21 protein-coding genes, 1 tRNA gene and 1 riboswitch are annotated in these 25905 nt (G+C 66.3%); of the genes, 6 read left to right on the forward strand and 16 right to left on the reverse strand.

Annotated elements, in window-relative coordinates; genetic code table 11:
* Window positions 1–261: 261 nt before the first annotated feature.
* From QZ149_RS02075 to QZ149_RS02085, 3 genes are read right to left on the reverse strand one after another with little or no spacing between them, the layout of a single operon-like run.
* Complete coding sequence (locus QZ149_RS02075; protein WP_291449345.1) at window positions 262–960, reverse strand: GNAT family protein; 699 nt, start codon at window positions 958–960, stop codon at window positions 262–264.
* Window positions 957–2183 carry a gephyrin-like molybdotransferase Glp gene (gene glp, locus QZ149_RS02080; RefSeq protein WP_291449348.1) on the reverse strand — a complete coding sequence of 409 codons (1227 nt, stop codon included), beginning with the start codon at window positions 2181–2183 and terminating at the stop codon, window positions 957–959. Before glp ends, QZ149_RS02075 begins: the two co-directional genes overlap by 4 nt.
* Window positions 2184–2188: 5 nt before the next feature.
* Window positions 2189–3112: a UTP--glucose-1-phosphate uridylyltransferase gene (locus QZ149_RS02085; protein WP_198002824.1), complete on the reverse strand. Its 924-nt coding sequence runs from the start codon at window positions 3110–3112 to the stop codon at window positions 2189–2191.
* Window positions 3113–3151: 39 nt separating this feature from the next.
* Between QZ149_RS02085 and QZ149_RS02090 the strand changes: the two genes are divergently transcribed.
* Together QZ149_RS02090 and mscL are read left to right on the forward strand one after the other, a co-directional pair.
* A complete protein-coding gene (locus tag QZ149_RS02090; protein WP_291449354.1) occupies window positions 3152–3796 on the forward strand; it encodes a 5-formyltetrahydrofolate cyclo-ligase in 645 nt (214 codons plus the stop codon).
* A gap of 272 nt (window positions 3797–4068) precedes the next feature.
* Window positions 4069–4461 (forward strand): large conductance mechanosensitive channel protein MscL, encoded by a 393-nt coding sequence (mscL, locus tag QZ149_RS02095; protein WP_291449357.1) that lies wholly within the window; start codon window positions 4069–4071, stop codon window positions 4459–4461.
* Window positions 4462–4652: 191 nt separating this feature from the next.
* On the opposite strand, the gene QZ149_RS02100 is transcribed toward mscL, so the two are convergent.
* From QZ149_RS02100 to QZ149_RS02130, 7 genes are all read right to left on the reverse strand, one after another.
* Entirely contained in the window at window positions 4653–4877 is a 225-nt protein-coding gene (locus QZ149_RS02100) for a toxin (RefSeq protein ID WP_291449360.1), read from the reverse strand.
* Window positions 4870–9156, reverse strand: coding sequence for a prevent-host-death family protein (locus QZ149_RS02105; RefSeq protein ID WP_291449362.1), 4287 nt, complete (start codon window positions 9154–9156; stop codon window positions 4870–4872). The genes QZ149_RS02100 and QZ149_RS02105 overlap by 8 nt, the downstream gene beginning before the upstream one ends.
* Before the next feature lie 25 nt (window positions 9157–9181).
* The gene (locus tag QZ149_RS02110; protein WP_291449364.1) at window positions 9182–10099 is read right to left on the reverse strand and encodes a DMT family transporter; all 918 of its coding nucleotides are present in this window, start codon (window positions 10097–10099) and stop codon (window positions 9182–9184) included.
* 15 nt (window positions 10100–10114) lie between these two features.
* Window positions 10115–10187 (reverse strand) — tRNA-Arg (locus QZ149_RS02115).
* Between the two features lie 154 nt (window positions 10188–10341).
* Window positions 10342–11274: a universal stress protein gene (locus tag QZ149_RS02120; protein WP_291449367.1), complete on the reverse strand. Its 933-nt coding sequence runs from the start codon at window positions 11272–11274 to the stop codon at window positions 10342–10344.
* Between the two features lie 133 nt (window positions 11275–11407).
* Window positions 11408–12178 (reverse strand): C40 family peptidase, encoded by a 771-nt coding sequence (locus QZ149_RS02125; RefSeq protein ID WP_291449370.1) that lies wholly within the window; start codon window positions 12176–12178, stop codon window positions 11408–11410.
* 2 nt (window positions 12179–12180) lie between these two features.
* Window positions 12181–12319: riboswitch (cyclic di-AMP (ydaO/yuaA leader) on the reverse strand.
* Window positions 12320–12577: 258 nt separating this feature from the next.
* Complete coding sequence (locus tag QZ149_RS02130; RefSeq protein ID WP_291449373.1) at window positions 12578–13255, reverse strand: metal-dependent transcriptional regulator; 678 nt, start codon at window positions 13253–13255, stop codon at window positions 12578–12580.
* A 174-nt stretch (window positions 13256–13429) separates the two neighbouring features.
* Between QZ149_RS02130 and serC the strand changes: the two genes are divergently transcribed.
* Window positions 13430–14557: a phosphoserine transaminase gene (gene serC / locus QZ149_RS02135; RefSeq protein ID WP_291449376.1), complete on the forward strand. Its 1128-nt coding sequence runs from the start codon at window positions 13430–13432 to the stop codon at window positions 14555–14557.
* Here the strand turns inward: serC and QZ149_RS02140 are convergent.
* The 4 genes from QZ149_RS02140 to QZ149_RS02155 all read right to left on the reverse strand — a co-directional run bounded on the left by QZ149_RS02140 (window position 14554) and on the right by QZ149_RS02155 (window position 18830).
* Entirely contained in the window at window positions 14554–15882 is a 1329-nt protein-coding gene (locus QZ149_RS02140) for an MFS transporter (protein WP_291449379.1), read from the reverse strand. The two genes, serC and QZ149_RS02140, sit on opposite strands and share 4 nt — an antisense overlap.
* A 143-nt stretch (window positions 15883–16025) precedes the next feature.
* Window positions 16026–17477, reverse strand: coding sequence for an NCS2 family permease (locus QZ149_RS02145; RefSeq protein ID WP_291449382.1), 1452 nt, complete (start codon window positions 17475–17477; stop codon window positions 16026–16028).
* A gap of 119 nt (window positions 17478–17596) precedes the next feature.
* The gene (locus tag QZ149_RS02150) at window positions 17597–18460 is read right to left on the reverse strand and encodes a DUF3027 domain-containing protein (RefSeq protein ID WP_291449385.1); all 864 of its coding nucleotides are present in this window, start codon (window positions 18458–18460) and stop codon (window positions 17597–17599) included.
* Complete coding sequence (locus QZ149_RS02155) at window positions 18453–18830, reverse strand: cold shock domain-containing protein (RefSeq protein WP_291449387.1); 378 nt, start codon at window positions 18828–18830, stop codon at window positions 18453–18455. The genes QZ149_RS02150 and QZ149_RS02155 overlap by 8 nt, the downstream gene beginning before the upstream one ends.
* A gap of 236 nt (window positions 18831–19066) precedes the next feature.
* Here QZ149_RS02155 and QZ149_RS02160 point away from each other — a divergent pair, with 236 nt between their 5' ends.
* Complete coding sequence (locus QZ149_RS02160; RefSeq protein WP_291449390.1) at window positions 19067–21094, forward strand: TPM domain-containing protein; 2028 nt, start codon at window positions 19067–19069, stop codon at window positions 21092–21094.
* Window positions 21095–21314: 220 nt separating this feature from the next.
* The gene (locus tag QZ149_RS02165; RefSeq protein ID WP_291449393.1) at window positions 21315–22031 is read left to right on the forward strand and encodes a PspA/IM30 family protein; all 717 of its coding nucleotides are present in this window, start codon (window positions 21315–21317) and stop codon (window positions 22029–22031) included.
* Window positions 22032–22138: 107 nt separating this feature from the next.
* Here the strand turns inward: QZ149_RS02165 and QZ149_RS02170 are convergent, their stop codons facing one another.
* Complete coding sequence (locus QZ149_RS02170) at window positions 22139–22711, reverse strand: NYN domain-containing protein (RefSeq protein WP_009648561.1); 573 nt, start codon at window positions 22709–22711, stop codon at window positions 22139–22141.
* Between the two features lie 48 nt (window positions 22712–22759).
* Window positions 22760–23383 (reverse strand): TetR/AcrR family transcriptional regulator, encoded by a 624-nt coding sequence (locus tag QZ149_RS02175; RefSeq protein ID WP_291449397.1) that lies wholly within the window; start codon window positions 23381–23383, stop codon window positions 22760–22762.
* A gap of 90 nt (window positions 23384–23473) precedes the next feature.
* Here QZ149_RS02175 and QZ149_RS02180 point away from each other — a divergent pair, with 90 nt between their 5' ends.
* Complete coding sequence (locus tag QZ149_RS02180) at window positions 23474–25762, forward strand: FAD-dependent oxidoreductase (protein WP_291449400.1); 2289 nt, start codon at window positions 23474–23476, stop codon at window positions 25760–25762.
* Window positions 25763–25905: the final 143 nt, after the last annotated feature.

Consider the following 25905-nt stretch of genomic DNA (forward strand, 5'->3'; position numbering starts at 1 on the left):
AAATAAGCAATAACTGTCGCGTTCATAACACCTGCACTATGCGCACCAGCGAGACGGTGGTAATCAGCGCCGCGAACACCCCCGAGCACCACCACAGTCACACAGTCGTCAAACAGGAAGAACACCACAGTGACATACTTGACAATTCTCACAATTGGTTGACATCACAAGAAAACACCGCATGACCACGACATCACCCCCGCCACCCGCCCACGCGCAGCAACCGCACGGCGTCAAGCCCCGAAAGACGCACCAACCCGCTCAGGAAATCGCGGGACTACCCCACCGCCGCTGCACGAGGCCCCCCTCAGGCAGCGACTCGGAGTCAATAAAGAACGCAACATGATCGGCCCACTGGCCCGCAATGTGCATGAAACGAGGGCGCAACCCCTCCTCAATCAGGCCAAGGCCTCGACACACGCCGAGCGAACGCTCATTCTCAGGGCGTACGCACACCTCGACCCGATGCAGGCCCAGCTCCCCCACCACCAGATCAAGGACGAGGGCCGCGCACAGGGAACCCAGGCCTCGTCCCGCCCAATTCGACACAATCCAGTAGCCCAGCATCCCCGACGACATCGCGCCCCAATGGACGTTCGAAATGCTGAACTGCCCGACGAAGCGACCGTCGATTCGGACGCCAAAAATCAGGCCGGTCCCCTCGCGGTGATCGCGATCAGCGCGGCGCATGTACTGGGAGAAGGTGGGAATATGCTCGAGTGTGTCCGGGGGCAGAGTCGCCTCCCACGGGCGCAGCCAGTGCCCGTCAGCGCGGCGCACAGCATCAAGGTCGCGGTGCTCCTGGCCGAGCACGGGGCGGATGACGAGCTCGCGCGGATTCGGGCCACCCGCAGGGTCGGGGCGCAAAAACCCGCGCCCCACAGGATCCGTCACGCGCAGCGTGAGCATCTCGATGTCGCGCCCCCACACGCACGTGGAGCGCCGCAGCAGACACCTCATTCGAGGACCAGGCACTGCAAGGTATCCCCCACGCGCACGTTCGTCACGTCCTCGGGGACAACGGCCAGCGCATTGGAGTCCGCGAGCGCAGAGAGCAGCAACGAGGCCGGGGTCCCCATGACGGAGGCGTTGTAGCCGGCGCGCGGGGAACCCGTGAGGCGCACGCGCACGAATTCACGGCGACCGCGCGGGGAGTACCAGGAGCGGTCAATGACGGCTCGCACGACCGGACGGTTGACGGTGGTCCACCCCTGCATGTGGCGCAGCGCGGGGCGGACGAAGACCTCAAAGCAGACCTGCGCGGACACCGGGTCACCGGGCAGACACACGATGGGAGTACCGGGACGCTCATCGTCGCCACCGACGGTACCCACACCCATAATGTGGCCAGGCCAGGCGGCGACGCTATCGAAACGGACGGTACCGAGGGCACCGAGGACCTCGCGGACGGTGTCGCCGCTGCCGTACGAGATGCCGCCGGTCGTCAGGACGAGGTCGGCGCGCACCAGCTGGTCCTCGATCGTGTCGCGCAGGCGGCCTCGCTCGTCGGGGACGGCGGCGACGCGGAAGGTTTCAGCGCCGGCGTCAGCAACGGCCGTGGCCAAGGCGTGACCGTTGGCGTCGAAGACAGTACCGGGGCGGGCCTCGCCGCCGGGTTCGACGATCTCGTCGCCAATGGAGATGATGACGACGCGCGGTCGCGGGTGAACGAGCACGTGGTCACGGCCCACGCCGGCCAGGAGCGCCATTTGGCGCGCGCCGATACGCGTACCGGCGCGCAGCACGGTCTCGCCCTGCGCAACGTCCTCGGCGCGGCGGCGGATATTCTCTCCGCTGGCGGGGGCGGTGCACAGGGCGACCTGAGCGACTCCGTGGTCGGTAAACTCGAGGGAAACCACGGCCTCGGCACCCGTGGGCATGGGCGCGCCGGACGCGATACGGATCGCGGTGCCGGGCACGAGGGCGGCGGGGTCGACGGCCCCGGCGCGGATCTCCTCGGTGACGGGAAGCGTCACCGGCGTCTCCAGGGTTGCTCCCTCACAGTCGCGCACGCGCACGGCGTACCCGTCACACGCGGACAGGTCGGCGACCGGAAGGTTGAAGGGTGCCTGCACGTCCTCCGCGAGCACGCAGCTCACTGCGTCGGCAAGCTTGACGTCGAGCGGGGGCACCGCGTGAGCGACGGCCTGGCAGTCCTGGTAGAAGTCGGCAACGCTTCGCATGGTTCTCAGTCCTCGAGCTTGGAGCGCAGGAACTCCCTGAGTTCCCCTCCAAGCGCCGGGTCCTCAAGGGCGAGCGTCACGTTTGCCTCGAGGTAGCCGAGTTTGTCCCCGGTATCGAAGCGACGCTCGTCAATAACTACACCGTACAACCCTCCACCCTGTTCTTCGGGGAGGCCGATCATGCGCGCGTACCCGTCTGTGAGCTGATACTCACCGCCGGCACCCGGTTCGATGTTTTCGAGGGCAGTGAACACGGCCGGGTCCAGCAGGTAGCGTCCGACGACGGCGTACTCGGACTTGACCTCGTCGAGCGGGGGCTTCTCGGTGACGTCGGTGATGCGCATGAGCTGCCCCTCCTCCAGGTCGACGCCCTCGGGCACGGGCAGCACCTCAACCGCGGTAGAGGCGTAGGCGGTGGCCTGCTCGGGCGTGACCTTCAGCAAGGCGACAACGCTGCCGCCCAGGGCCTCGCGGACCTGGATCATCTTGCGCAGCAGCTGCGAGCCGGGTTCCATGAGGTCGTCCGGCAGTAGGACCGCGAAGGGGGCGTCGCCCACGTGGGACTTCGCTTGGAGGATCGCGTGGCCGAGGCCGAGGGGGTGCCCCTGGCGCACGGAGTGGACACGCGCATACTTCTTGTACTCGTTCACGTACTCGAGGGCCTTTTCCTTGCCGGCCTTCTCGAGGTCGGCCTCGAGGCCGGGCTCAGCGTCGAAGTAGTCTTCGATGGCCTGCTTACCCGCGCGGGTGACAAACAGGACGTCTTCGATGCCAGCGTCGGTGGCCTCACGAACGATGTATTCGATCGAGGGGCGGTCAACGACGGGAAGCATCTCCTTGGGGACCGACTTCGTGATGGGCAGGAAGCGGGTTCCGCGACCGGCCGAGGGGACAACGGCGTGCACTACAGGCTGGTTTTTCTCTGACATACTGCAAGAGTAGCGAAGAAACGACCGAAGAGGGAGACGATGGCCACAAAAACAACTCTCCGCGCGGAGATTCGAGGTCGGCGCCGGGGTCGCCGAGCACTCCCCGGCACCTCGATTGGCGCACCGTCGTCAGATACTGACCAAACTCCCCTGCCAGTACGTCACCGTGCCGAAGCGGAAGGGATCGCCTTCCAGGTGCGCGCCCTGGCCTCGTCGATGGGGTCCGTCGCCTTGCCCGCACTCTTCGTGCCCACTCCGCTTGAGCCGGACCTGTCCCTGACGCTCGGCCTCTTTCCCCGCGCGCTTCTTCCGGTCCTCGTTGACGAGGCCGGGGTGGCTCTGAGCGGACCGCGCTGGGGACTGTGGGAGGCAGGGCAGGCGTTGGTGATGCCTGGGAGGCCTCCCGCTCAGCCATCGGGCGAGGCATTGGCGTCGGAAGCGCTGGCTCGGGCCGACCTGATTCTCGTGCCCGCGCTGGCCGGGGGCCTGGACGGGACGCGCCTGGGGCAGGGCGGCGGCTGGTACGATCGCACGCTCCCCCACCGCTGCCCCACCGCGCCGGTCGTCGCCGTCATTTTTGACGACGAGGTGCTGGAACCCGGCCAGATCCCCCTTGAGGCGCATGACATGCCCATCGACGCGATCATCACGCCCACGCGCACGATCCGTGTCACGAGGCCCTAACAAACGCACTAGGCCACATCGATCAATCGTTTGTCACCTATCTCTCAGAGGCCCGTTATCTGCGGCATTGCCGTAACGCCGCCGCAAATTGGCGATACTGCGACGAATATTACCCCCCTGCTCGCTATCGTCACGACGAAAGTCCCCCTAATGTTCTCCGTGGTAACAGCGCGCCCGCGTGGCGCCAGCCCCGGCGGCTCCCGCCCGCCACGCCGAGTTTCCTCGGCGGTTCAGACGTGTCGGCTCAGCCGACCTTTCACACAGGAGAACCCATGCTTAAGGGCTTCAAGGAATTCATCTCTCGCGGCAACGTCGTTGAGCTGGCCGTCGGTGTCATCATCGGTGCCGCCTTCAAGAACATCGTCGACGCCCTCGTCGACGGCATCATCAACCCGCTGATCGCCGCCGTCATCGGCAAGCCCGACTTCTCGGATGCCTTCATCCTCACCCTCAACGGCACCGACGTGAAGTTCGGCGTCCTGATCACCGCCGTCATTAACTTCCTCCTCATGGCCTTCGCGATCTACTTCTGCATCGTTGTGCCCATGAACGCCCTCAACGCCCGCCGCAAGAAGGATGCGGACGAGACCCCCAAGGAGGTCTCCGAAGAGGTCCAGCTCCTCACCGAGATCCGCGACGCCCTCGCCAAGGGCGACCGCGCCTGATTCTCTTGCCCTCTTCGCGAGGGAATGCGGGGCCGATGCGTGCATCGGCCCCGCATTTTTGTATCCACCAACGTGCCCCGGCAACTGGGTTATAGGACACTACTCCACCTGGTTCTGCACGCGGGCCGCCGCCACCGGGCACCGACACCCGGACAGGCCCGGGGAAAGCCGCCGAGCGGGCGACCTCGCTCCTACGCGCGGGCCTGGGCGTGCGGGGGCACGTTTTCGAGCAGGCGCGCGTCGTTGGCACCGTCGCCCCGGTCGGGGGCGTCGGCCATGGAGCCGGGGCGCGTGTCTTCGGGGCGCACGCGGTCTTCCCAGGAAGGCGGCAGGCCCTCGGCGATGAGGCGTTGGTCCACCTCTGAGACGAAACGCGCGACGCGGCGGCGCTTGCGCGGGGTGGGAGCCTCACTCACCGGAGGGATCCTGATCGCCAGGCTCGGCCTCGTCACCGGGAGCAGCGTCCTCCGAGGAAGCGGCAGGGGCCTCCGGCTTGGTGCGGCGCACGACGTTGCCGAGCACCGCGTCGGACTGGAAGCCGCGGCGCGTGATGCCCAGGGCTTGGCGCAGTTCTTCTGCGGTCTCCAGGTCGGTGCGTTCGACGCCGTCGGAGCGGACCCAGGCGGCCATTTCGTCGAGCTGGTCGTCGGAGTAGGCGGCCAGTGGCAGGCCCTTGGCAATCGCGGGACGCGGGCCGCGGTTTTTCTCGAAGGCGCGTTCCTTTCGTTTGATTTCCAGCAGCATGCCGGTCGTGTCTTCGTCGGCTTTCTTGCGGCGTTTGGATTCTTCGTCGAGGCCGTCGTCCAGCATGGGCGGGCGCGGTTTAGCGGGCGCAGACGGGGTATCGTCGCCAGACTCGGAGGCGGGTTCCGTCGCAGATGCCTGAGCGTCCTTCGCGGCGACGGGGGTCGAGGCCTCAGCGGAGCCAGCACTCACCGCCGAGTCGTCCGCACCACCGGTTGCGGACGAGGTGTCGGCCTCGTCGTCGTCAACGTGCGCAGGCACGGCGACGGCGGGCGTGTCGGAGCTGACGTTGAGTTCATCGAGGGCGTCGAGGACGGCGTCGACGATTGTGTTGGTTTCCTTTTCCGGGTCGATGAACAGGGCCATGGACAGGGCAGTGTAGACGTGCCAGCCTTGGGCTTCGAGCCAGCGGGGGCGGGCGCGGTCGCGCACGCGCTGGCTGGGCTCGGACAGGTATTCCTCGTCGTCGGTGAGGATGGCGAGTAGGAGGCGGCCGGGCGAGGCGGGGTGTCCGATGGCCAGTGGGACACGCATGCCGCCGGGAATGCCGACGTTGGCGACGACTTCGAGGCCTCGGGAGTAGATGTGGTCCGCCAGGTCGACGAGGAGTCGGTCGGGTTCGCCGGCGAGGACCGGCCAGGCGTCCATTCCTTCGCCCGCGTGCCCCTCGGCGATCTCGAGGAGGTCGACGAGCATCCGGGAACCCTCGTGGTGCAACCGGTCGCGGTCGATTTCGTCGGAGCGCAGTGAGGACACGAGCGTAAGGTCGCCGCGCACGATGCGGAGGACCTCAGCGAGCGCGTCGGCTCCCTTCTCGGTGGAGAGGATCCCGAAGTCGTGGATGACGCGACGGTGCGGAGTTTTCGCGAAGCCGACGGACAGGATCAGGGACTCGCGCGTCAGGCCGAGGGCCTGCTGCGGGCCGATGACGACGAAAGGTTCGGGCGTTGCTGGGTCAAAGAACGAGGCCAGCCCGGGTTCCTTCGAGCGCACGGCTGCCAGGGCCTCGGAGATGCGCTTGGCGTGGCGGTCGGACAGGGCGACAACGGCGAGGGACCGTTCGGGGGATTCGACAGCGTGCTCGATGACGGCGTCGACGACGGCTCGGACCTCCGCGGACGTCGATTCGATGGCGTGGGCACCGGGGGCGGGCATGCCGGTGGCCTCGACCCAGCGCGCGGATACGGGAGCGTTCGCGGCGGTCCACGGCACGGGGATGCCGGCGTGCTCGTAGCCGTAGCGAGCGAGGAGCAGCGCGACCTGGTCGTTGAGGCGGCGCGGGCCGGGGTCGACGCGCAGGGTAGGCAGGACGTCGGCGAGCGCGCGAGTGGCACCGCCTTCGGAGGCGGCGGCGAGGTCGTCGATGACGACCAGCTGGTGGCCGCGCGCGATGATGGGCGCGAGTTCGGCGAGGGGCAGGCCGTCTGCGCCGTCGAGCACGACGATGTCGACGGTACGCCCGGTGGGTGCGAGCATGGGCACCATGGCGGGGACCGTCATGAGGACGGGCAGGAGGTGGCGCACGAGCGGGTAGGCGATGAGCAGCTCGAGGTCGGAGGGGGCGCGCCCGTCTTCGAGGAGTTCGCGCAGTGCCTCGTACTGTCTGGGCCTCGCGGCGAGGGCGTTGGCGCGGATTCTGCGCACGCCGGTGATGGCCTGCGGGATGAGCGACGCGACCTGGGCTTCGTCGAGCTCACGGCCTTCGCGGGCGAGGTCTTCAAGGGAGGCAGGGTCGAGGCCGCCGAGGGCGGGCTGGGAGGCCAGCATGGAGCGCAGCAGGGAGGCCCACCAGGCCAGGTCGAGTTCGGTGTCGATCTGGGATTCGTCGACACGTCGGTCGGCGAGGTCCTGGGCAAGGGCGTCGAGGCCGTGGGCTGCCAGGCGCGAACGCATCTCCAGGCGGGCGGGGATCTCGCGGGCGGTGCTCGTGTCGCCGGCCCAGCGTTCAATGAGGGTGGACAGGCGCTGCACGTGGGTGGCGACCAGGTCCGGTTCTTCGTCCACGAACACGGGGGCGATGGCGTCGAGGTCGTCGCGCACGGAGTCGGTCAGGGCTGAGATTTCGCCGATTTTAGCGGGCAGGATCGGCCAGGAGTCATCGCCGCACACGGCGCACCAGGCGTCGCGGCGTTCTTGAACGCGGATGAGAGCACGGTGCAGGTCGGGCACGTGGACGCCGGGGCGGACGAGGTCTTGGGCCTGTTTGACCAGGCGGGTGCGCTTGGCTCGGCTCATGGCAATGCCGTGGTCCTTGCGCCACTGCTTGGGGGCGGTAGCGATCACCATGTCAGCGGCGCTGCGTTCGAACACGCGGGGCTTGAAGACGTCGAGGACGTCGGCGATTCCGTCGAACATGGCGAGCTGGCGGTCCCACTGGGCGAGGGTGCCCGCGGGCTTGATGCCGGCCTCGCCTGCGACGGAGGAAATGTAGACGCGCAGCTCGGGCAGCGTTTGGGACAGGCGCTTGACGCGCGTGAGAGCATCGGAGGCCTGTTCGTCGGAGGTCAGGATGGCCTTTGCCCAGGCGGAGGATGCGCCCCCGGCCAGGCGTCCGGAGGCGATGGCCTCGCGGAGGAGGGCGCGGGCGGACTTGCCCTGGTCCATGGCGATCTCGAAGAGGGTCTGATCAGACAGACGGACGCGGGTCGTGGGCGCGCCCTCGCTGCTGGTGAGGTCAGTGAGCGCACGCAGGGCATCGGCCGCGCATACGCCGTAGCGTCCGTAGGGTTCGTGCAGGGCCTTCGCGTAGGAACTCAGCGAGGAACGCACGTGGCGCAGGCGGGCGCGCATCGCGTCGACGCTCACCTGGTCGACGACGGGAGCCATGTCGTCCATTGCTTCCTTGACGCGCGGGGCAAGGCTGCGCCGCGCGTCGGAGTATCCATCGATGTTGGCGATGATGTCGGACAGGCCCAGGTCGGCTAGGCGCGAGTAGGCGGCAATCGAGCGCGAGGGTGCGGTGGACACGTGCAGGACGGAGTGCCCGGTGGCAGCCGCGTCCGCGAGGATGGCGGCGACGATGGAGGCGTCGTCGGCGTATGCGGGCACGTCGATGAGGACGCTGCGGCCATCGGATGCGGCCTCGACCGCGTCCTGCTGAGTGGGGAGCAGGTCGCCGATCCCCTTTTCGGCCCACGGGTCGCGGTCGCCGGGATTGCGCGTGAGCGGCGTGGCGGTCAGCTCTCGGCGAGCGTCCTGGTCGCCCGCGAGCGCGCGGATAACCGCGGAGTCAGCCAGGGCCTCGACGTCGGTGTCGAGGCTGGCGGCGAGGGGGCCGGCGGGGTGGATGAAGAGGCCGATGACTAATTCGTCGCGCAGCTCAAAGCGGTTGAGGACGCTGCATGCCTGGCGCAGGGCGCTCATGGCCTGCGAGGAGGAGAACCCGTGGTGTCCGCTGGCCTGGGCGAGAATATCGCGTCCGTCGATGTCTTCTCCGGCCGCGCGCAGGGCATTTTCGAGCTCGGGTGTCAGGAGGGCACCATGCCCCATGGCGATGAGGACGTCGTCGTTGCGGCGCACGAGGCGTACGGGGCGTAGCAGGGCGGGCGCGGTGATGAGTTCGGTGCCGTGGCGCCACGTGGCGGTTCCAATGGCCAGGTGGATCGAGCCGGTTCCGTGGCTGGCGGCACGTTTCTCAGAGCGGGCGATGATCGCGCGGGCTCGGTCGAGCGCGCGGCCCAGGGCGATGGGTTCGCGGATGAGTAGGCTCAGGCGGATGGGGTGCTCGGTGAAGAGCTGGGCGAGGCCGCCGGGGTGGGCCTCGGTGAGCGAGAGCGTCGGCAGTTTTTTGTTGTCAGCAGCGATGGTCTCCTCGAGTCGTGTGCGCCACGCGGAGCGCGCCTGACCGACAAGGGTGTTCGAGTGCGTCGATGTGGACGAGGCCTCGGGGGCCTCGGATTCGGGGGCCTCGGATTCGGGGGCGGAACGGCGCGAAAAGATACTAGGAACCACGATTCAACCCTACGGCAGCACCGCCTTATTGTGTGACGCGGCGCGCCCGGATGAGGTCGACAACGGAAATGGTCACAACGGCACTGACGATGAGGGTCATGCCGACGATGTCGGCACCCGTGTAGGAGCTTCCCATGATGAGGGCGGAGAACACGGTCGCCGCGATGGGTTCAGCGCAGCCGACGAGGCTGGCGCGCACGGGTCCGATGCGGTCGACGCCCCACAGGTAGGCGGTGAAGGCGACAGCGGTGCCCAGCACGACGGTGATTGTCATGGCAAGGATGACGTCGGGCGTCCACGTGATCGAGTAGCGCCAGACTCGCCCGACGAGGCCGACCCCGGCTCCGGCGATGGCCAGGCCGTAGCCGACGACGAGTTCGGCACCGTATGCGGCGATGAGGCGGGCGGGTAGCAGCGTGTAGGTCGCCAGGGTGAGGGCGGCGACGCCACCCCACGCGAGGGTCACGGGGGTCAGGGCGAGGGTGCCTGGGGTACCGTGCGTGGACAGTAGGAACGTACCGATCAGTGCCAGGATCATGGCGATCAGTTCGGAGGCACGCGGCCAGCGCCGGTGGCTCAGGCATACCCACACGACAATGAGGATAAGACCCAGGTATTGCAGGACGGTGCCGGTGCCAGCGTTGGAGGCGCGGATGACGCTCATGTAGCTGAGTTGGCAGGCCGCCAGGCCGAAGATGGCGTAGGAGACGAGCGGAAGCCAGTTACGCCTCGTTGTCACCAGCTCGCGGTGTTGGGTGGTGATCCTGCGCGAGCGGGCGAGCGCACAGCCGAGGATGAGGATGCCAGCCGTAAACGTGCGGAAGAAACTGACGAGGGTCAGTTCGACGCCGTGGGACGTCATCAGATAGTCGGCGGAGACCCCGGAAGCACCCCAGCACAGGGCGGCCACGACGGTCACGATATATCCGATGGCGTTACGCATGAGGTCCCCTCACAGTGCCCCCGAGACGATTCGAACGTCCGACACCCGCTTTAGGAGAGCGGTGCTCTATCCCCTGAGCTACGAGGGCGTGACACTTTGTCCGGGCCAACTCTAGCAAAGTGGATGCCTGCCCGTCGCGTCACCCCGCCCACGAACGAGACTATGGGGGCGGGGATATTGAGCACACACGGACGAGGCCGGGGTGAGCGCGTGGGGTCCCCGGCCTCGTCCGTGGTGAAGCGTTAGCGCCGCTCCCACTCCGTGTGCACCGCCGTCGTACCTTCGCCCAGGTGGGCGGAGGGTACGACCATGACGGGGCAGGTCGAGTGGTGCAGGACGGTCTGCGAGGTCGAGCCGAGGAGCACGCCGGCCAGGCCGCCGCGCCCTCGAGTGCCCACGACGACGAGGTCAACTGCGGTCGAGAACTCAATGAGTAGCGAGGCCGCGGAGCCGTCGAGGGCGTGGCGTGACACGTGTACGTTACGCCCGTCCAGGGCGGCGTCGACAGAGGCATCCATGCCTTGACGAACCTGGGCGAGGAGGGCCGAGTGGTCAATGCCCGTCGGGGTCCACGCCATAACGGAGGGACCCGCAGCGATGGGGACTGCCGAGACGGCGGTTAGGCGGGCACCCCACAGGTCGGTCTCGCTGATCGCGCGCTTGAGGGCGCAGGAAGGCTGGTCGGTTCCGTCAATGCCGACGACGATGCGTTCGATGGGCGTGAATTTCTTGCCCGAGGTGTGGCGAGGCACCACGACGACCGGGCACTTGGCGTGCGCGGGCAGCGCAGAGGAGACAGTACCGAGGAGACGATCCGCAAAGCCACCGCCTCCACGCGAGCCGACGACGATCATGTCGACCTCGGCGGAGAAGTCGATGAGGACGCCCGCCGGGTCGCCCGGCTCCGTCGAACCGGACACGTGCGCGGCGCCGCGCTCACGGGCCAGCGCCTTGGCTTCCTCGACGACCTGTTCGGCACCGGCCTTGAGGGCCTCGTCGTCGAGAACGGCGTACCCGCCGTCGAGGGCGGCGGCAGAGTAGGAGGCCAGCGCGTAGGTGCACAGGCAATGGATGCGCGCTCCGGTGCGCGCGCCGCGATCAGCGGCCCATGTGACGGCGGCAAGGCTCTCCTTCGAGCCATCGACACCGACCAGAATGACTTCGGTGGAACTCATCATGTCCTCCTCGTGGTGGCAGTCACTTATATTGTGCCGCATTTTGACGGTGGGCGAAAGCCCAAGTGGAGGAAGATAAAACAATCGCCGCAACCCCTCGGGGGCTGCGGCGATCACCTATCGTTCAAGCGGCTCAGTAGCGCACGTAGGTCGCGCCACCGCGGACCGGCGAAACCTTGGAATTGTAGCCGGGCATAGTCGCCTCAACCATCTGACCGCCGCCGATGTAGATGGCGACGTGGCCGGGGTAGGCCACGATGTCGCCGGGCTGCGGGTTGGACACAATGGTGCCGCCAGCGGCCTGAGCGGAGGAGGAGTGCGGCAGGTTGATGCCAGCGGCCGCGTAGGCGTACTTGACCAGGCCGGAGCAGTCCAGGCCGCCGAGGGTCTCGCCACCGTAGACGTAGGGAATGCCGGTCAGGCCGAGGGCGACGGAGACAATGTCCGATCCAGCGGCGTTGACAGCGGCCTGACGGGCCGAGGTGTCCGAAGACGCAGTGGACATTTCGCCGCGGGACTCGGAACGCGAGGCAGCGCCATCAGAGGCGTTCGCGTCAGTCTCATCGGCGGGGGCCGCCTCCGGCTCGGGGGCTGCGGGGGCCTCGGCGGTGACGGACTCGGCGATGCCATCCTCGGCAGTCCACGCGATATCCGGAACCTCAACCGTGGTGACGTCGTCGACGGCAATGGTCGTGGTGTTCAGGTCCGCGCTCTGCGGCTCGGACTGGGGGGTGGCCGGCGCGGCGTTTGCAACACCGGCAGCAATCGCGGTCAGCGCAACACCGGCGGCCGACGCGAAGGCGATCGGGCGAGCGGCGTTCATAGGGGTGACACCCTCGACCACAGCAGCGGCGATGGGGCGACGTGCCTGGCGGTGACGCGGAGCAGGCTTAGAAGTCTTCACTCGTTTTCTCCCTGTTTCCCTGCGAGGTTAGCTGTCGGGTTCGGGCGGGAGGCCCGGCTCGGCATGCGAGCTTCACCCCTAGGCTACGAGGAGCCGGTGATGGGTTCCCCGCGTGAGACGCTTTTTCCGCGTCATCCGTTGTCTCACTTCGGGTACCGGATGAGCGGTTGGTCTGATGACCGGTTCTCACTATACCCTGCACAAGCGGTCAGTGTCACGTTCCTATAACACCCCAATCCTCGACCGTTACCATTTCGTGACATTTATGCCGCGCAACAACAGGAAAAACTCAGCCAATCACCGACTCGTCACACTCATTCCACCATCCGAGATACCCTCGATTCTGGGCATAACGAAAGCCGAGACCCCACACGGACCCCGGCCTCGTTACGGTTGCGCTTACTCGCCGCGAACGAACAGGTGAGCGGCCAGTGCCATCGGGATCGTCAGATACCCGCTGACCTCCCCCGCCTCGTCCAGCGCCGCTACCCGCACGATGTCACCGTGCGCAGACAGACCCACGCGCACGCCCGGGCGCAGTCCCAGCTCACCGAAGGAAGCCAGGAGATCAGCCTGGGCCTGGATCGGCTCGCCGATACGCGCCAGGGTCAGCGCACCCGGCTCGAAGGAACGCACTGCGAGCTCCGCGGATTGCAGACGCCCACTCTCACCCACGCCGGGCAGCGGGTTACCGTAGGGGTCCACGCTCGGGTCATGCAGCAACTCCACCAGGCGTGCTTCAACGGCGTCGCTCATGACGTGCTCCCAGCGGCAGGCCTCATCGTGAACCTGCGCCCACTCCATGCCAATCACGTCGAGAAGCAGACGCTCAGCCAGGCGGTGCTTGCGCAGCACCTCGGTCGCGCGGCTGCGACCCTCCTCGGTCAGCTCGAGGCGCCGATCCCCCATCACGTGCAGCAGGCCGTCACGCTCCATGCGGGCGACCGTCTGCGACACCGTCGGCCCCGAATGGCCCAAGCGATCCACGATGCGGGCGCGCAGGGGCGTCACCCCGTCCTCTTCCAACTCGAGAATGGTCTTGAGATACATCTCGGTGGTGTCGATCAGGTCTGCCACGGCATCCTCCTTTGACGGCTATGAACTAGCAACAGGATAGGGTGACCTTCCTTTTCTTGGAAGCAAACGACACAATGACGCGAAAAAGTACGCGTGCCCACGTGTGCTTCTTCACGCTAATTCGATTAATGAGCATGATGGAAATAGCGCGCCAAGGCGGGTTACGCTGTGTTCATGGTGGTTTTCCCCGACATTGACCCGGTCCTCTTGCCCGCCGACGGTCGCTTCGGTTGCGGTCCCTCGAAAGTGCGCCCCGACCAGCTTCAGGCGCTCTTCACACCCCTCCTCATGGGCACCTCCCACCGCGCAGCGCCCGTGCGACACGTCGTTGCTTCCTTCAAGGACGGGCTGCGCTCCCTCCTGAGCGTCCCCGAGAGCTACGAGATCGTGCTCGGTAACGGCGGTGCCTCCGCCTTCTGGGATGTGGCCTGCGCGTGCCTCATTGACTCACGCGCGGCCTTCGGTTCCTGGGGAGCATTCGGCGCAAAGTTCGCCTTAGAAGCGGAACGTGCGCCGCACCTGCGCGCGCCCCTCATCGACGAGGCCGAGGCTGGCTCCCTGGTCACGCTCGCACCGCGCGATGCCTCGGAGGGCGTCGATGCCTATGCCTACCCGCACAACGAGACCTCGACGGGCGTGGCCTCCCCCGTCTACCGCGTCGACGCGCCCGGAGCGCTCACTCTCGTCGATGGCACGTCGATTGCGGGTGCCGCGCCCGTGGACCTCACCCGGGTCGACGCCTACTACTTCTCCCTACAAAAGGCCCTCGGGTCGGACGGCGGCCTGTGGGTCGCTGTTCTCTCCCCCGCCGCCATCGAGCGCGCCCGGCGCATCGAGGCTGCCCCCCAAGGCCGCTGGATCCCGCAGTTCCTATCACTGTCCGCTGCGATTGATAACTCGCGCAAGGACCAGACGCTCAACACCCCCGCGGTCGCGACCATCATCATGGCGCAGCGTCAGGTCGCGTGGCTCAACGAACGCGGCGGGATGGATGCCGTCGCCGCCCACTGCGCCCAGGCCTCGTCCCTCATTTACGACTGGGCGACCGCGCACCCGGCGCTCTCCCCCTTCGTCACCGAGGAGGCGTGGCGTTCCCCCGTCACCGCGACGATCGAGATCAACGCCGACGTGAAGGCCACAGACCTGGCGGCGCACCTGCGTGCCCACGAGATCGTAGACATCGGCGCCTACCGCGGCGTGGGCACGAACCAGCTGCGCATCGGCACGTGGCCCAGCGTCGAGATCGGCGACGTCGAAGCCCTCCTGGAGTGCATCGACTACTGCCTGGAGCGGGTCCTCTAAGCGCCTCGCGCCGCCGCGCGGTCCCCGACTCTCAGCTCGCTCGGGTCGACCGAGCGGCGCGGTGCGTCCGCAGAGGAACCACCCTCCACGCCCACCCACGGGAAAGAGGGACGGACCACGACGCGCCCCTTCCAGTGGATCATTGCCCACGCACCGCAGATGAGCGCGATACCCAGGGAGGCGACCCCGCCCACCAGGATCGCCCAGCGAGCTCCAAAAACCGCGCCCACACGGCCAATAATCGGGGATCCAATCGGCGTCGCACCCAGGTACACAAGCGAGTACATCGCCATGACACGCCCACGCATCTCCTGATCCGTACGCGTCTGCATGAGGGCGTTTGCACTCGTGTTCATCGTCAGCATCCCAAAACCCGTCGGGATCGACAGGAGAGCGAACCACCAGTAAGAAGGGGACAGGCCCAGCAGGATCTCGGCGCACCCGTAGAAGGCGGCACCCAGGATGATCGTGCGCAGGCGAGGGATGCGGCGTGCGGCACCCGTCGCCCCCAGAATCGAGCCGAAAGCCATGAATGAGGAGAGTATCCCAAAGGAGCCGGCCGTCTTGCCAAACACGGTGGTCGCCATGAGCGCGCTGGTCATCTGGAAGTTCATACCCAGGGCGCTCACGATGGCAATCAGCACGAGGATGATAAGGATGTCCGTACGCCGGCGGACGTAGGCTACGGCTTCGCGCAGCTGGCCGCGGGCGCGCGGCACGAGCGTGCGCGGGTAGAGGCGGTCGCCGCGCATGAGCATCAGCGCGATGACGGGGGCGGCGAACATACCGGCGTCAATAAGGAAGACGGGGCCAACCCCCCACCAGTCGATGAACAAGCCCGCGGAGGCCGGGCCAATGAGACGCGCCGCGTGGAACGCCGTGGAGTTCAGAGCGACAGCGTTCGCCATTTTGTCAAGCGGAACGAGTTCGCCGACGAAGGCCTGACGCGCGGGGGTATCCATCGCGGAGATCGTTCCCGAGACGAATGCCAGGACGTACTGATGCCATAGCTGCCCCGTTCCCGTCAGGACGACGAGACCCATGATGAGAGAGACAACGCCGATGCCAGTCTGCGTGCACTGTAGGAGACGCCGCCCCGGGATACGGTCCGCGAGCACGCCCGCCCACGCGGAGAACAGGATGATCGGCAGGAACTGTAAAGCGGTAACGATGCCGACCTGCGAGGAATCGTGGTCGGTGAGGACCGTGAGCACGTACCAGTCTTGAGCCACGCGCTGTAGCCACGTGCCCGTCGATGCAATCAACGTTGCGGCGAACCAGTACCGATAGTTGACGTAGCGCAACGATGCAAACGTAGCCGACATGTCTTTCCTCCTCGTCCTATACCCCTCCACGAACGAGGCCTGGGCGAAGCGCGCGATCCTCGTTCGTACGCGTTCTTTCAGAATACGACTGCCCCGTCGCAGCGACGCTGCGACGGGGCGACAAGTACTCGATAGGTGAGCAATCAGGCGACGCCGAAGAGACGCTGGATCGGACCCATCAGGAAGTAGATGATGAACAGGACGGAGACCAGCCACATGAGCGGGTGGACCGTACGGGCTTTGCCCTTGACGAGCTGGATGAGCGCGTAGGTCACGAAGCCCACGCCGATGCCGACGGACACTGAGTAGCCGAAAGGCATGAAGGCCATCGTCATGAAGGACGGGATGGCGACCTCGGCGGACTTCCAGTCGATGTCAGTCACCTGGGTCATCATGAGGAAGCCGACGAACACGAGGGCCGTGGAAGCGGCCTCGGTCGGGACCAGTTCGACGAGCGGAGCCAGGAAGGTCGAGAGCAGGAAGAGGACACCGGTGACCACGGAGGCCAGGCCGGTGCGCGCACCCTCGGCGACGCCCGAGGCGGACTCGACGTAGGAGGTGTTCGAGGAGACGCCGCCGACGCCGCCAGCCACGGCGGCCAGGGAGTCGATGATCAGGATCTGGCGCGTCTTGGGCGGGTTGCCATCCTCATCAAGCAGGTTGCCTTCGGCACCGACAGCCACCATGGTGCCCATCGTGTCGAAGAAATCGGCGAGCATGAGGGAGAAGACCAGGAGGATCACGGAGACAACGCCGAGCTTGCCAAAGCCGCCGAAAAGGTCAACCTTGCCAAGGGTGTCGAAGACGGGGACCGCAATCGGGGAACCCTTGAGCTCCGGAACGGTCTGCCCCCAACCAGTCGGGTTCGTATCGGAGATCCGATCGATGTGCGCGAACGCCTGGACGATCACCGCGAGGACCGTGGCCGAGATGATCGAGATGAGGACCGCGCCCTGCACGCCCCGCACGTACAGGATGATCATGAGGAACAGGCCGAAGACGAAGACCAGGGCAGGCCAGCCATCGAGCGAACCCGAGATGCCGAACTGAACGGGTGTCGCACCCGTGCGCACAATACCGGCGTTGACCAGGCCGATGAGGGCCACAAAGAGGCCCAGGCCGAGCGTGATTGCGGTCTTGAGGGCGGCGGGGACGGCACGAAACACGGCCTCGCGGAAGCCCGTGAGGACCAGCAGGAAGATGAGGATACCCTCCCACGCGATAATACCCATGGCTTCGCCGTAGCTCAGGCCCGCACCGAGGACCAGGGTGAAGGCGACCACCGCGTTCAGGCCGAGGCCGGCGGCGAGCGCCAGCGGGTAGTTCGCAACAACGCCCATGAGGATCGTCATGACGCCTGCGACCAGCGCGGTGCCCGCAGCAATACCCTGGGTGGTGATGGATCCATCGTCAGGAATGGCGTTGCTCAGGATCGCCGGGTTAACGACCAGAATGTAAGCCATCGCGAAGAAGGTGACGATCCCGCCGCGGATTTCATGACCGATGGTCGAGCCGCGCTTGGAGATCTGGAAGAACGAATCAAGTGACTGTGTGAAGCCGCCGCGGGAAGGGGCGGTCTTTTCTTGGGTGTTCACTGGTTAATCGTGCCTGGTCACGCCCTGGTACGCAAACATACCCGCTGTGTTCCCACTTGTTGAGAAAGCACCCGGGGACCTCCCCGAGTGCTTTCCCACTGCCTATGGTCCACGAGGCCTCAGTCGGCTTCGCTCTGCGTCGCTTCCTCGCGCTCTCCCTCGGCGTGCGTCGCATCCTGCGCCTGTTTCGCCCCGGCCTCGTCACTGTCCTTCTCGGCGGCGCGCGGCATCGGCTCAGCGTCGAGCGCCCCCTCATTCACACGCGAAGGACGCACCGGCCACGCCGTACCGTTCTTCGGAACGTCGGTTTCCGAATGGGAACCGCACGTGTGATCCAGGGAAACCACGGCCCCGTCATCGGTCGCCCACTCATTCGCACACACGCCGAACATCGTGCGCATGCCGCCGCTCATCTTCATGAGAAAGCCGCAGGTTGAACAGGTGTTGCGCGGGCGACGACCCGACTTCGGGCCGCGCTCCGACTCGTACCAGCGCTTGGCCGCCTGGCTCCGCCCAGTCTCGGACAGGACTCGGGGACGCCCCAAGCCCAGCTCGCGCACGACCGGCAGGTCCGGATCCTCACTGGTGTCCTCGAAGCCCTGCTCGAGACGCTCATCATCCGCTTTGTACGGCAGGACATCGTCGCGAGAAACGTCCGAGGGACGCAGGCGTTCCTCCCACGGAACCCACTCGGGGGCGAGAAGTGCACCCTCACGAGGGGTCATGTCGACTTCACACACGGTGGCGACACGCCCGCGCGGCACGCGGGCGACGGTGACGGCCCAGCACCAGCCCACGTACCCCGCGTCCGTGGACGCGAAAAAGTGGGTGGCCAGGCGCTCCGACACCATCTCGAAGCCCACATGCTCACCGACCGGGCGCGGGTACGCCACGGCCTCGGCCCCGGCGCGTGCGACATCGACGGCTGCCTCCAGGACAGCGTCCTTCTTCACTGCCCGCGTACGGGCACCAGTCTTAGGCATCAAATTCCTCTGCGACGGCGCGCAGCACCTTCGCGATCTTGGTCGCGTTGTCCGGGTAGGAACCGCGGCGCAGCGAGGCACTCGAGGAGTCGAGGAGCTTAATGAGGTCCTCGACAACCGGCACCATCGCCTGCGGCTTGCGGCGCTTAGCGCGGGCAACGGAAGCTGTTTCCTTCAGAAACCGCACACTCAGCGCCTGCGGCCCCTTACGTCCGTCGGCCACCGAATACTCCACGCGAGCACCCACCTTGGGACTGCGAGCATCGGACGGTAGCGCGGACGAGTGGAGGAAAACATCCGCCCCGTCGTCTCCTGTGATGAAGCCGAAACCGCGATCAGCGTCGAAGAACCTCACTTTACCGGTGGGCATGGTCTCCTCCTTCTCTCCATAGTCTGTAGGCCCAAAGGACTCCCTCTATATCATAAGGTGCGCGCCCGCCCGGCGTCTGAGCGTGCTAGTGCCTGTAGCGAACAGCACCGCCGCCCCCTCAATCACGTAGACTGACCTCACGGCAGCGATCACGTTTCGTACTCTGTGTCACATTGTCAACAAATACGCGCCGCGTGATGTACGTTTGCCTGTTCGCCACAACGCAGGAGGACCCCGTGTCACGCACCCGCCGCTTCAGCATCGCTGTTCTTCTCTCCACGTTCCTGATCGCGCTCGGCGCTCCCGCGTTCGCCACCTCACCCGTCACGACCAGCGGCATCGTCACCGATCCGGGCAGCTGGCTGTCCGACTCGGATCGATCAGCCATCGAGACCGCTGCGCGCACCGCCAGAACCAAGGGCATCACCATCGACGTCGTGGTCGTCCCCGATTTCTCCGGGCAAAAGCCCGACGCATGGTGCAAGGCCTCCGCAACAGCATCCTCCTCCAAGGACAGTGACATCCTGTACGCCATCGCCTACAACGAGCGCTCCAACGTCTTTTGCTCGAAAAAGGCCCCCGTGTCACAGACCGTGCTGGACAACGCCCAACGACAGGCCGAGGCCACGTTGACCAGCAATCCTCTCACGGCTTCTGATACGGCCATCGGCGCACAAACATTCATCAACTCCGTCGTGTCGGGGTACCAGTCGCCGTCAGGCACTGGAAGCTCGTCGTCGCGCTCATCCTCATCCAGGACCTCATCGCCGGGCAGCGGCAGCATGCTCGTCATGCTCATCATCGTCGGCGGCGGTGTCATTGCGCTCCTCGTGCACAACAACTCGCGCCGATCCCGGGGCGCAGGTACCGCGCAGACTCCCGCTCAGGCCGCGAACATGCCCGGCATGAGCGTGGCCGAGACGGTCACCCTGGCGAATCGTCAGCTCCTGTCAGCCGACGAACAGGTCCGCAGCGCCGCGGACGAACTCGACTTCGCGCGCGCCCAATTCGGCATCGCCGCGACCGACGAATTTGCCCGGACCCTCGAGGCCGCCAGGGCCGCCGTCGCGCGCGGTTTCGAACGCCAAAAGCAGATGGAAGACGCCACGGGCGACGCCGAGAAGAGAAGCATGGCCTCCGCCATCATGCGCGACCTCGGCGAGAACATGAACCCCCTGAGCGCCGTCCAGGCTGCGTTTGAACAGCGACGCTCCGAGCAGGCAACACTGCCCAGCCGCCTCACCGAGGCCAGCGAACGCCTCGTCGAACAGCGCGGCGACCTGGAGCGGGCGACCGCCGAGCTCGCCGCCATCGCGGGCATCTATCCCGCCCAGATGCTCACCTCCCTCCAAGACAATCCCGAGCAAGCTCACGCACTCCTGGAGACGGCGGCGACCGCCATCGAAGCGGCGAAGCAGGCGGTCGACACTGACCGTGCCCTCGCGGAAAGCACGCTTGACACCGCCCACCGCGCGCTCATGATGGCCAAGCACCAAACCGATGCGATCTTCTCTGCCAAGTCCGACCTAGATGCGATCCGCGACCGCCTCGGCGCGGCAATCGGCTCTATTTCTGCCGATCTTGCCGACGTCACGAGTCTGAGGGCGGAGCCCACCGTCTTCGATCCACTCGTCGCGGACGCGCGCGCCGCCATTGCCGAGGGCCAGGCCGCCCTCATGAACAACGGCGACCCGCTCGCCGCCCTCGAGCACCTGCGCACCTCCGAAGCGAATATCGACGCGGCGCTTGCTCCCCTGCGCTCGCAGCACGAAAACACCGAGAAGGCACGCGCGAACGCTCAGGCTCAGATCTCCCTGGCCGAAACTGCCTTCGAGCGAGCCGAACGCTACGTGCAGGGCCGGCGCGGCGCTATAGACCTCAGCGTGCGCTCGACGCTTCACGACTCCGAGCAGTCCCTGAAGGCCGCCCGTGCAGCGATCAGCAACGACCCCGCCAAGGCGTCCGCCCTGGCCTCGGATGCCCGCGCCAAGGCGGACCGCGTCCTTGCGACGCCTCTGCCCAGCGCAGCCGACTCCTGGAACGCCGGTTATTCCGGCAGACCCACCTCGCCCGGATACTCGATCGGCTCCTCGCTTGGCGAGGCCCTCCTGTGGTCGATCCTCTTCTCCAACACAGGCTCCTCCTCCCACCACCACAGGAGCAGGTGGGACGATAACGACTCGTGGAGTTCCGGCTCCAGCTGGGGTGGCTCGTCCGGCGGCTCATCCGATTCTGGGTGGACGACGGGGTCCGGGCGCTTCTAAGATCCTGTTATGTGACGTACATTATATAGAATAATCAATGTCAGACGCCGGGAGAGTGTATTTTAATCTGTTCGCCATCAACACGGACAGGGCCCCTCCCAGCAGGGGCGGGGATAATGACGCCCCTGCTGCGGCAGACGGCACCCACCCACCGACCTGCGGGGCCATGGCCTCGCGCTCAACCCGCGCACGAGCGCACACCACACCAAAGGAGAACATCATGGCTGAGAAGCAGACGATCATGGGCCGCATCACCCAGCTCGCCAAGGCGAACATCAACGCGCTCCTCGACAAGGCTGAGGACCCGCAGAAGATGATCGACCAGCTGGTCCGCGACTACACCAACTCCATCGTCGAGGCCGAGAACGCGATCGCTCAGACCCTGGGCAACCTGCGCATGGCCGAGAAGGACTACGAGGAAGACGTCAAGGCCGCCGCAGACTGGGGCCAGAAGGCCGCCGCCGCCTCCGCGAAGGCCGATGCGATGCGCGCCACCGGTGACGAGGCCGGGGCAAACAAGTGGGATAACCTGGCCAAGGTGGCCATCGGTAAGCAGATCCAGTTCGAGAACGAGATCAAGGCCGAGGAACCCTCCCTGAAGGCGCAGCGCGAGGTAGCCGAGCGCCTCAAGCAGGGCCTGGCCCAGATGAAGGACAAGCTTGCCGAGCTGAAGTCCCGCCGCGACCAGCTGATCGCCCGAGAGAAGACCGCCAAGGCCCAGGCTCAGGTCACCGAGGCTCTCGGTGCCATTAACATCCTGGATCCCACAAGCGAGCTCGGTCGCTTCGAGGATCGCGTGCGTCGCCAGGAGGCCCTGGCCCAGGGCAAGGCCGAGCTGGCCGCCTCCAGCCTGGACGCCCAGTTCGCGGAGCTCGAGACCGATTCTTCGCAGCTGGAGATCGAGGCTCGCCTCGCCGCTCTGAAGAACAAGCAGTGAGCGGCGCGGCCCTCGCCGCGTGACAGACGCACGGTCGGGCGGTCCCTCGCGGGGCCGCCCGACCGTGTTGCGTCGCGTGAGCGGGAGTGCCCGCTCCCCCGCAGTCCTTACAGGAAGGACATGGGGTCGAAGTCGTCGATGTCGATGATGTGGAGCCTGGGCAGACGGACCTGGAAGGCGTGCACGTCGTATTCGAGGTCGATGATTTCCAGGCCTCGCTCCTCCAGATCATGGAGCTGGGAGGAGAGGAACTCCTTGAAGCACATGACCGCGACGCGGCGGCCCTGGTCCAGGAGGGCTTCAATCTGGGGCAGGAAGTCAGCGTCGTGGCTGGCGAGGATAACGTCACCCGAGCCAAGCTGCGCAATCGCGTCCATCGTGCGCTGCAGGCCGACGTCGACGACCTTCATGTCGGCGGGACCCGACAGGGGAATCACCTGATAGTCCATGGCGGTCAGGGCCTGGACGAAGCCCATCGGCAGGAAGCCTGAGGAGCCGTTGAGGAAGAACAGGCCCTTGGCGCGCTGATTCCAGCGGCCATGCGCGCTCTCGAGGACGCGGTCCCAGCGGGGACGTTCCTCGGGGTTCGGGCGTCGATCCAGGACCGACAGTCCCAGCGTCGCGTCAATATTTTCGCCGTCAACGACGAGATATGTCGTTTGATTATTAGAGCTTTCCATAGGGTCAATTGTAGACGACGCGGCTAAGGCCACTGTCGGCCTTGGGTCCTAGGAAAGCACCTCGGCGCGCCGAGAATCGTGACTGATCGTGGTGCCCTGAGTGAAGTAGGGGGCATCGATGGCGTCATGAGCGAAGCGCTGCACCTCATCGCCAGCCCCGAGGGCGGACGGACCGTCTAGGACGAGGGTCGCGAGGCCGTGGATGTACGCCCACAGGGTGACCTCCGCGTAGGGATCCTCCGTTCCATAGGCGAGGCGGGCCAGGAACCGCAGTTGCGCGCGGGCGGCCAGGCTGGCCTCGCGCAACTGCGGGTGAGCGTCGAAGTCGTACATATCAGATCGAAACATGACCCGAAAGACGCCGGGGTTGGCCAGCGCCCACGTCAGGTAGGCGTGTCCCGCGGTGCGAGTCACCGCGTCCGGCGACGCACCCGCACTACGCCGCCGTGCCTCGCGCAGCGTCGTTTCTAGGGCGAGGTACCCCTCCTCGACGAGGGCAGCGAGAATCCCTTCTCGTCCCTTGAAATAGTGGTAGGGAGCCTGGTGGGTGCAGCTCGCCCGGCGGGCAACCTCACGCATGGACAGGGAGGCCGGCCCGCCCTCGTTGAGCAGGTCGCGACTGATGGCGAGGATCGCTTCGCGCAGGCCCTCGGGATCGGTAGAGCGCGTCATGATCACAGTGTAACCGAGAGACGACCCCGACTTGACAGTGTCTAGATGGCATGGTCCCATAATTAGACACTGTCTAGTTTTGGGGACCCCATGTACGACGCACTCAACATTGGCTCCGGAATCGGCTCACTCACGACGGCCGGCCTACTCGCACAAACCGCCGGATTGCGCGTTCTCATCCTTGAGAAACACTCCACCCCCGGCGGACTCACGCACTCCTTCCGCGCAATGGGAGCATCATGGGATGTGGGCCTGCACTACGTGGGAGACATGGAACCCGGTTCGCGCCCATGCCAGCTGCTGGACTACCTCACCGGCGGAGCCTTGTCATGGACGCGCATGCCGACGGGCTACGACCGTTTCTACCTGCCCGGCCACGGCCTCGACGTGACGATCCCTTCCAGCCTCCAGGAGTACCGCCGCCTCCTCACTTCCCTGTTTCCGCGTGAGAAGAGAGCGATTCGACGCTACTGCGCGGACGTTCAACGAGCCTATTCCTGGATGTCGCTCGGGTATGTCCGGGAGATGGTTCCCCCGCGCGCAGCCCCCGCCGTTCGCCTCGCCCAGCGAGCGCTCGCAGGCTGCGCGCTCGAGCTGACGGAACACTACATGGAGCGCCGATTCCAAGACCCCGCCCTACGTGCCCTCCTCACCACACACTGGGGTGACTACGGTGTCGAGCCCGCGCGCAGTGCGTTTGTCGCCCACGCGATGATCGTCTGCCACTATATGAACGGCGCATGGTTCCCCACCGGCGGGAGCGGTCAGATTGCACGCATGATCGAGGAGGGGATCGTGAGCGCCGACGGTCAGATCCGTCTCGCGCAGGAGGTCGAGGAGATCCTCGTCGAGGACGGGACCGCCGTCGGTGTACGCGTCACCGACAGCTCGGGTCCTGCCCCCGTCTCCTACGAGGAGCGGGCCCCAATCATTATCTCCGGCATCGGTGCCCGAGAAACATACACCCGCCTACTGCCCACGACCGGGCCGACCGCCGCACTCACCGCGCGCGTGCGCGAGAGGATCGCCCGCCTCGGGCACGGTGCTTCGGCTGTTACGCTCTACCTTGCCCTCGACCGTTACCCCGATGGCGTGGACGGGTCGAACGTCTGGATCAACACGGCCACGGGCCACGCCGACCCGGCCCAGATGAGTGCCGACCTCCTCGGCGGGCACCCCCACTCGGCGTTCGTCTCCTTCCCTGGCATCAAGTCCGGAAATACGCACGCGACGGCCGAGATCGTGTCGTTCGCACAGCCCGAGGCGTTCCAACGCTGGGCGGGGACGAGGCCAGGGCTGCGTGGAGAGGATTACGAGGCCCTCACGTCGGCCATGTCTCAAGGACTCATCGATCTCGCGGATACAGCCGTACCGGGCTTGAAAGACGCCGTCCGCTACGCCGAGGTGGGCACGCCGCTGACCATCGAGCACTTCACGTCCCACTCCCTCGGCTGCTTCTACGGCCTCCCCCTCACCCCCGAGAGATTCAGGGCCGACCTGGCCACCCCCTCGACCCCCATCACCGGACTCTTCCTCACCGGGCAGGATGCGGGAATGCCCGGAATTGTCGGGGCTGCTCTGGCGGGCATGTCCGCTGCCTGCAAGGTCCTGGGGCCCTCGGGGTATCCGCGCATCAACCGGGCGCTGCGAGCGGAGGGTACCAAGCGAACGAACCCCAAACACTCTCAGGGGTTCGAGGCTCAGCGCAGCGCCGGAGCGAGGCGCTATCGAGCAACAGTGCAGCGCGCCAGCTGGATCACCCCAACTACCCGCGACATCACACTCCAGCTCCCACAGGATGAAACCTGGGATGCGGGTCAGTACGCGCTCGTGCGGGTCGCCCCTTTCGAGTGGCGACCCTATTCCATCGCCTCCGCGCCCGGGAAAGCCGTGCGCCTACTGGTGGACGTGCGCACCCAGGGGCATGGTGCGACGTGGGCACGCCACGCGCAAAGCGGCGACGAGGTGGATCTTGAACTCCCGTACGGGCACTTCCTCCACGACACGGCGGCAGGAGGCACGCACGCGGACACTCCCCCAACCTGCCGCCGCGTTTTCGTCGCCACTGGAACAGGTATCGCACCGTTCCTCGCGGAATTCGAGCAGAGCATACGAGCAGATGACATCCTCCTCCTCGGTCTGGCAACCACGAGCGACGACCTGACAACACGCCTGGATGCTCCTCTCCCCCACGTCATCCGCTGCGTGAGCCGCGAGAAAACACCCGAAACCTTCCACGGCCGCGTCACCGACTACCTGCGCGCCACAGGCATCGACCCCCAGGCCGACTACTACGTTTGCGGATCGCCCCTCATGGTCACCGACGTCGCCCACCTCATACGAGCCGCAGGCGGATACGTTCACACCGAATCCTTCTAGCTCCTCACCCCGCCCCGCGCACGACGAGGCCGGAACCGCCTGCGCAGTCCCGGCCTCGTCCCTACTACAGGGACGTCCTCACGTCACGTCGTCATCCACCCAGGCCAGGGTGCGGGAGACATCCTTATTCCACTGGCGGGAGG

The organism is Actinomyces sp. ICM47 (assembly GCF_905369875.1).
Lineage (GTDB): Bacteria > Actinomycetota > Actinomycetes > Actinomycetales > Actinomycetaceae > Pauljensenia.

What these genes read in the sequence shown, in the direction of transcription:
- QZ149_RS02085 (WP_198002824.1), bottom strand. Translation starts at nt 3,112, where the DNA reads ATGTCAGAGAAAAACCAGCCTGTAGTGCACGCCGTTGTCCCCTCGGCC.
- QZ149_RS02090 (WP_291449354.1), top strand. Translation starts at nt 3,152, where the DNA reads ATGGCCACAAAAACAACTCTCCGCGCGGAGATTCGAGGTCGGCGCCGG.
- QZ149_RS02110 (WP_291449364.1), bottom strand. Translation starts at nt 10,099, where the DNA reads ATGCGTAACGCCATCGGATATATCGTGACCGTCGTGGCCGCCCTGTGC.
- QZ149_RS02175 (WP_291449397.1), bottom strand. Translation starts at nt 23,383, where the DNA reads ATGACGCGCTCTACCGATCCCGAGGGCCTGCGCGAAGCGATCCTCGCC.
- QZ149_RS02170 (WP_009648561.1), bottom strand. Translation starts at nt 22,711, where the DNA reads ATGGAAAGCTCTAATAATCAAACGACATATCTCGTCGTTGACGGCGAA.
- QZ149_RS02150 (WP_291449385.1), bottom strand. Translation starts at nt 18,460, where the DNA reads ATGCCTAAGACTGGTGCCCGTACGCGGGCAGTGAAGAAGGACGCTGTC.
- QZ149_RS02165 (WP_291449393.1), top strand. Translation starts at nt 21,315, where the DNA reads ATGGCTGAGAAGCAGACGATCATGGGCCGCATCACCCAGCTCGCCAAG.
- serC (WP_291449376.1), top strand. Translation starts at nt 13,430, where the DNA reads ATGGTGGTTTTCCCCGACATTGACCCGGTCCTCTTGCCCGCCGACGGT.
- QZ149_RS02155 (WP_291449387.1), bottom strand. Translation starts at nt 18,830, where the DNA reads ATGCCCACCGGTAAAGTGAGGTTCTTCGACGCTGATCGCGGTTTCGGC.
- mscL (WP_291449357.1), top strand. Translation starts at nt 4,069, where the DNA reads ATGCTTAAGGGCTTCAAGGAATTCATCTCTCGCGGCAACGTCGTTGAG.
- QZ149_RS02120 (WP_291449367.1), bottom strand. Translation starts at nt 11,274, where the DNA reads ATGAGTTCCACCGAAGTCATTCTGGTCGGTGTCGATGGCTCGAAGGAG.
- glp (WP_291449348.1), bottom strand. Translation starts at nt 2,183, where the DNA reads ATGCGAAGCGTTGCCGACTTCTACCAGGACTGCCAGGCCGTCGCTCAC.
- QZ149_RS02180 (WP_291449400.1), top strand. Translation starts at nt 23,474, where the DNA reads ATGTACGACGCACTCAACATTGGCTCCGGAATCGGCTCACTCACGACG.
- QZ149_RS02075 (WP_291449345.1), bottom strand. Translation starts at nt 960, where the DNA reads ATGAGGTGTCTGCTGCGGCGCTCCACGTGCGTGTGGGGGCGCGACATC.
- QZ149_RS02140 (WP_291449379.1), bottom strand. Translation starts at nt 15,882, where the DNA reads ATGTCGGCTACGTTTGCATCGTTGCGCTACGTCAACTATCGGTACTGG.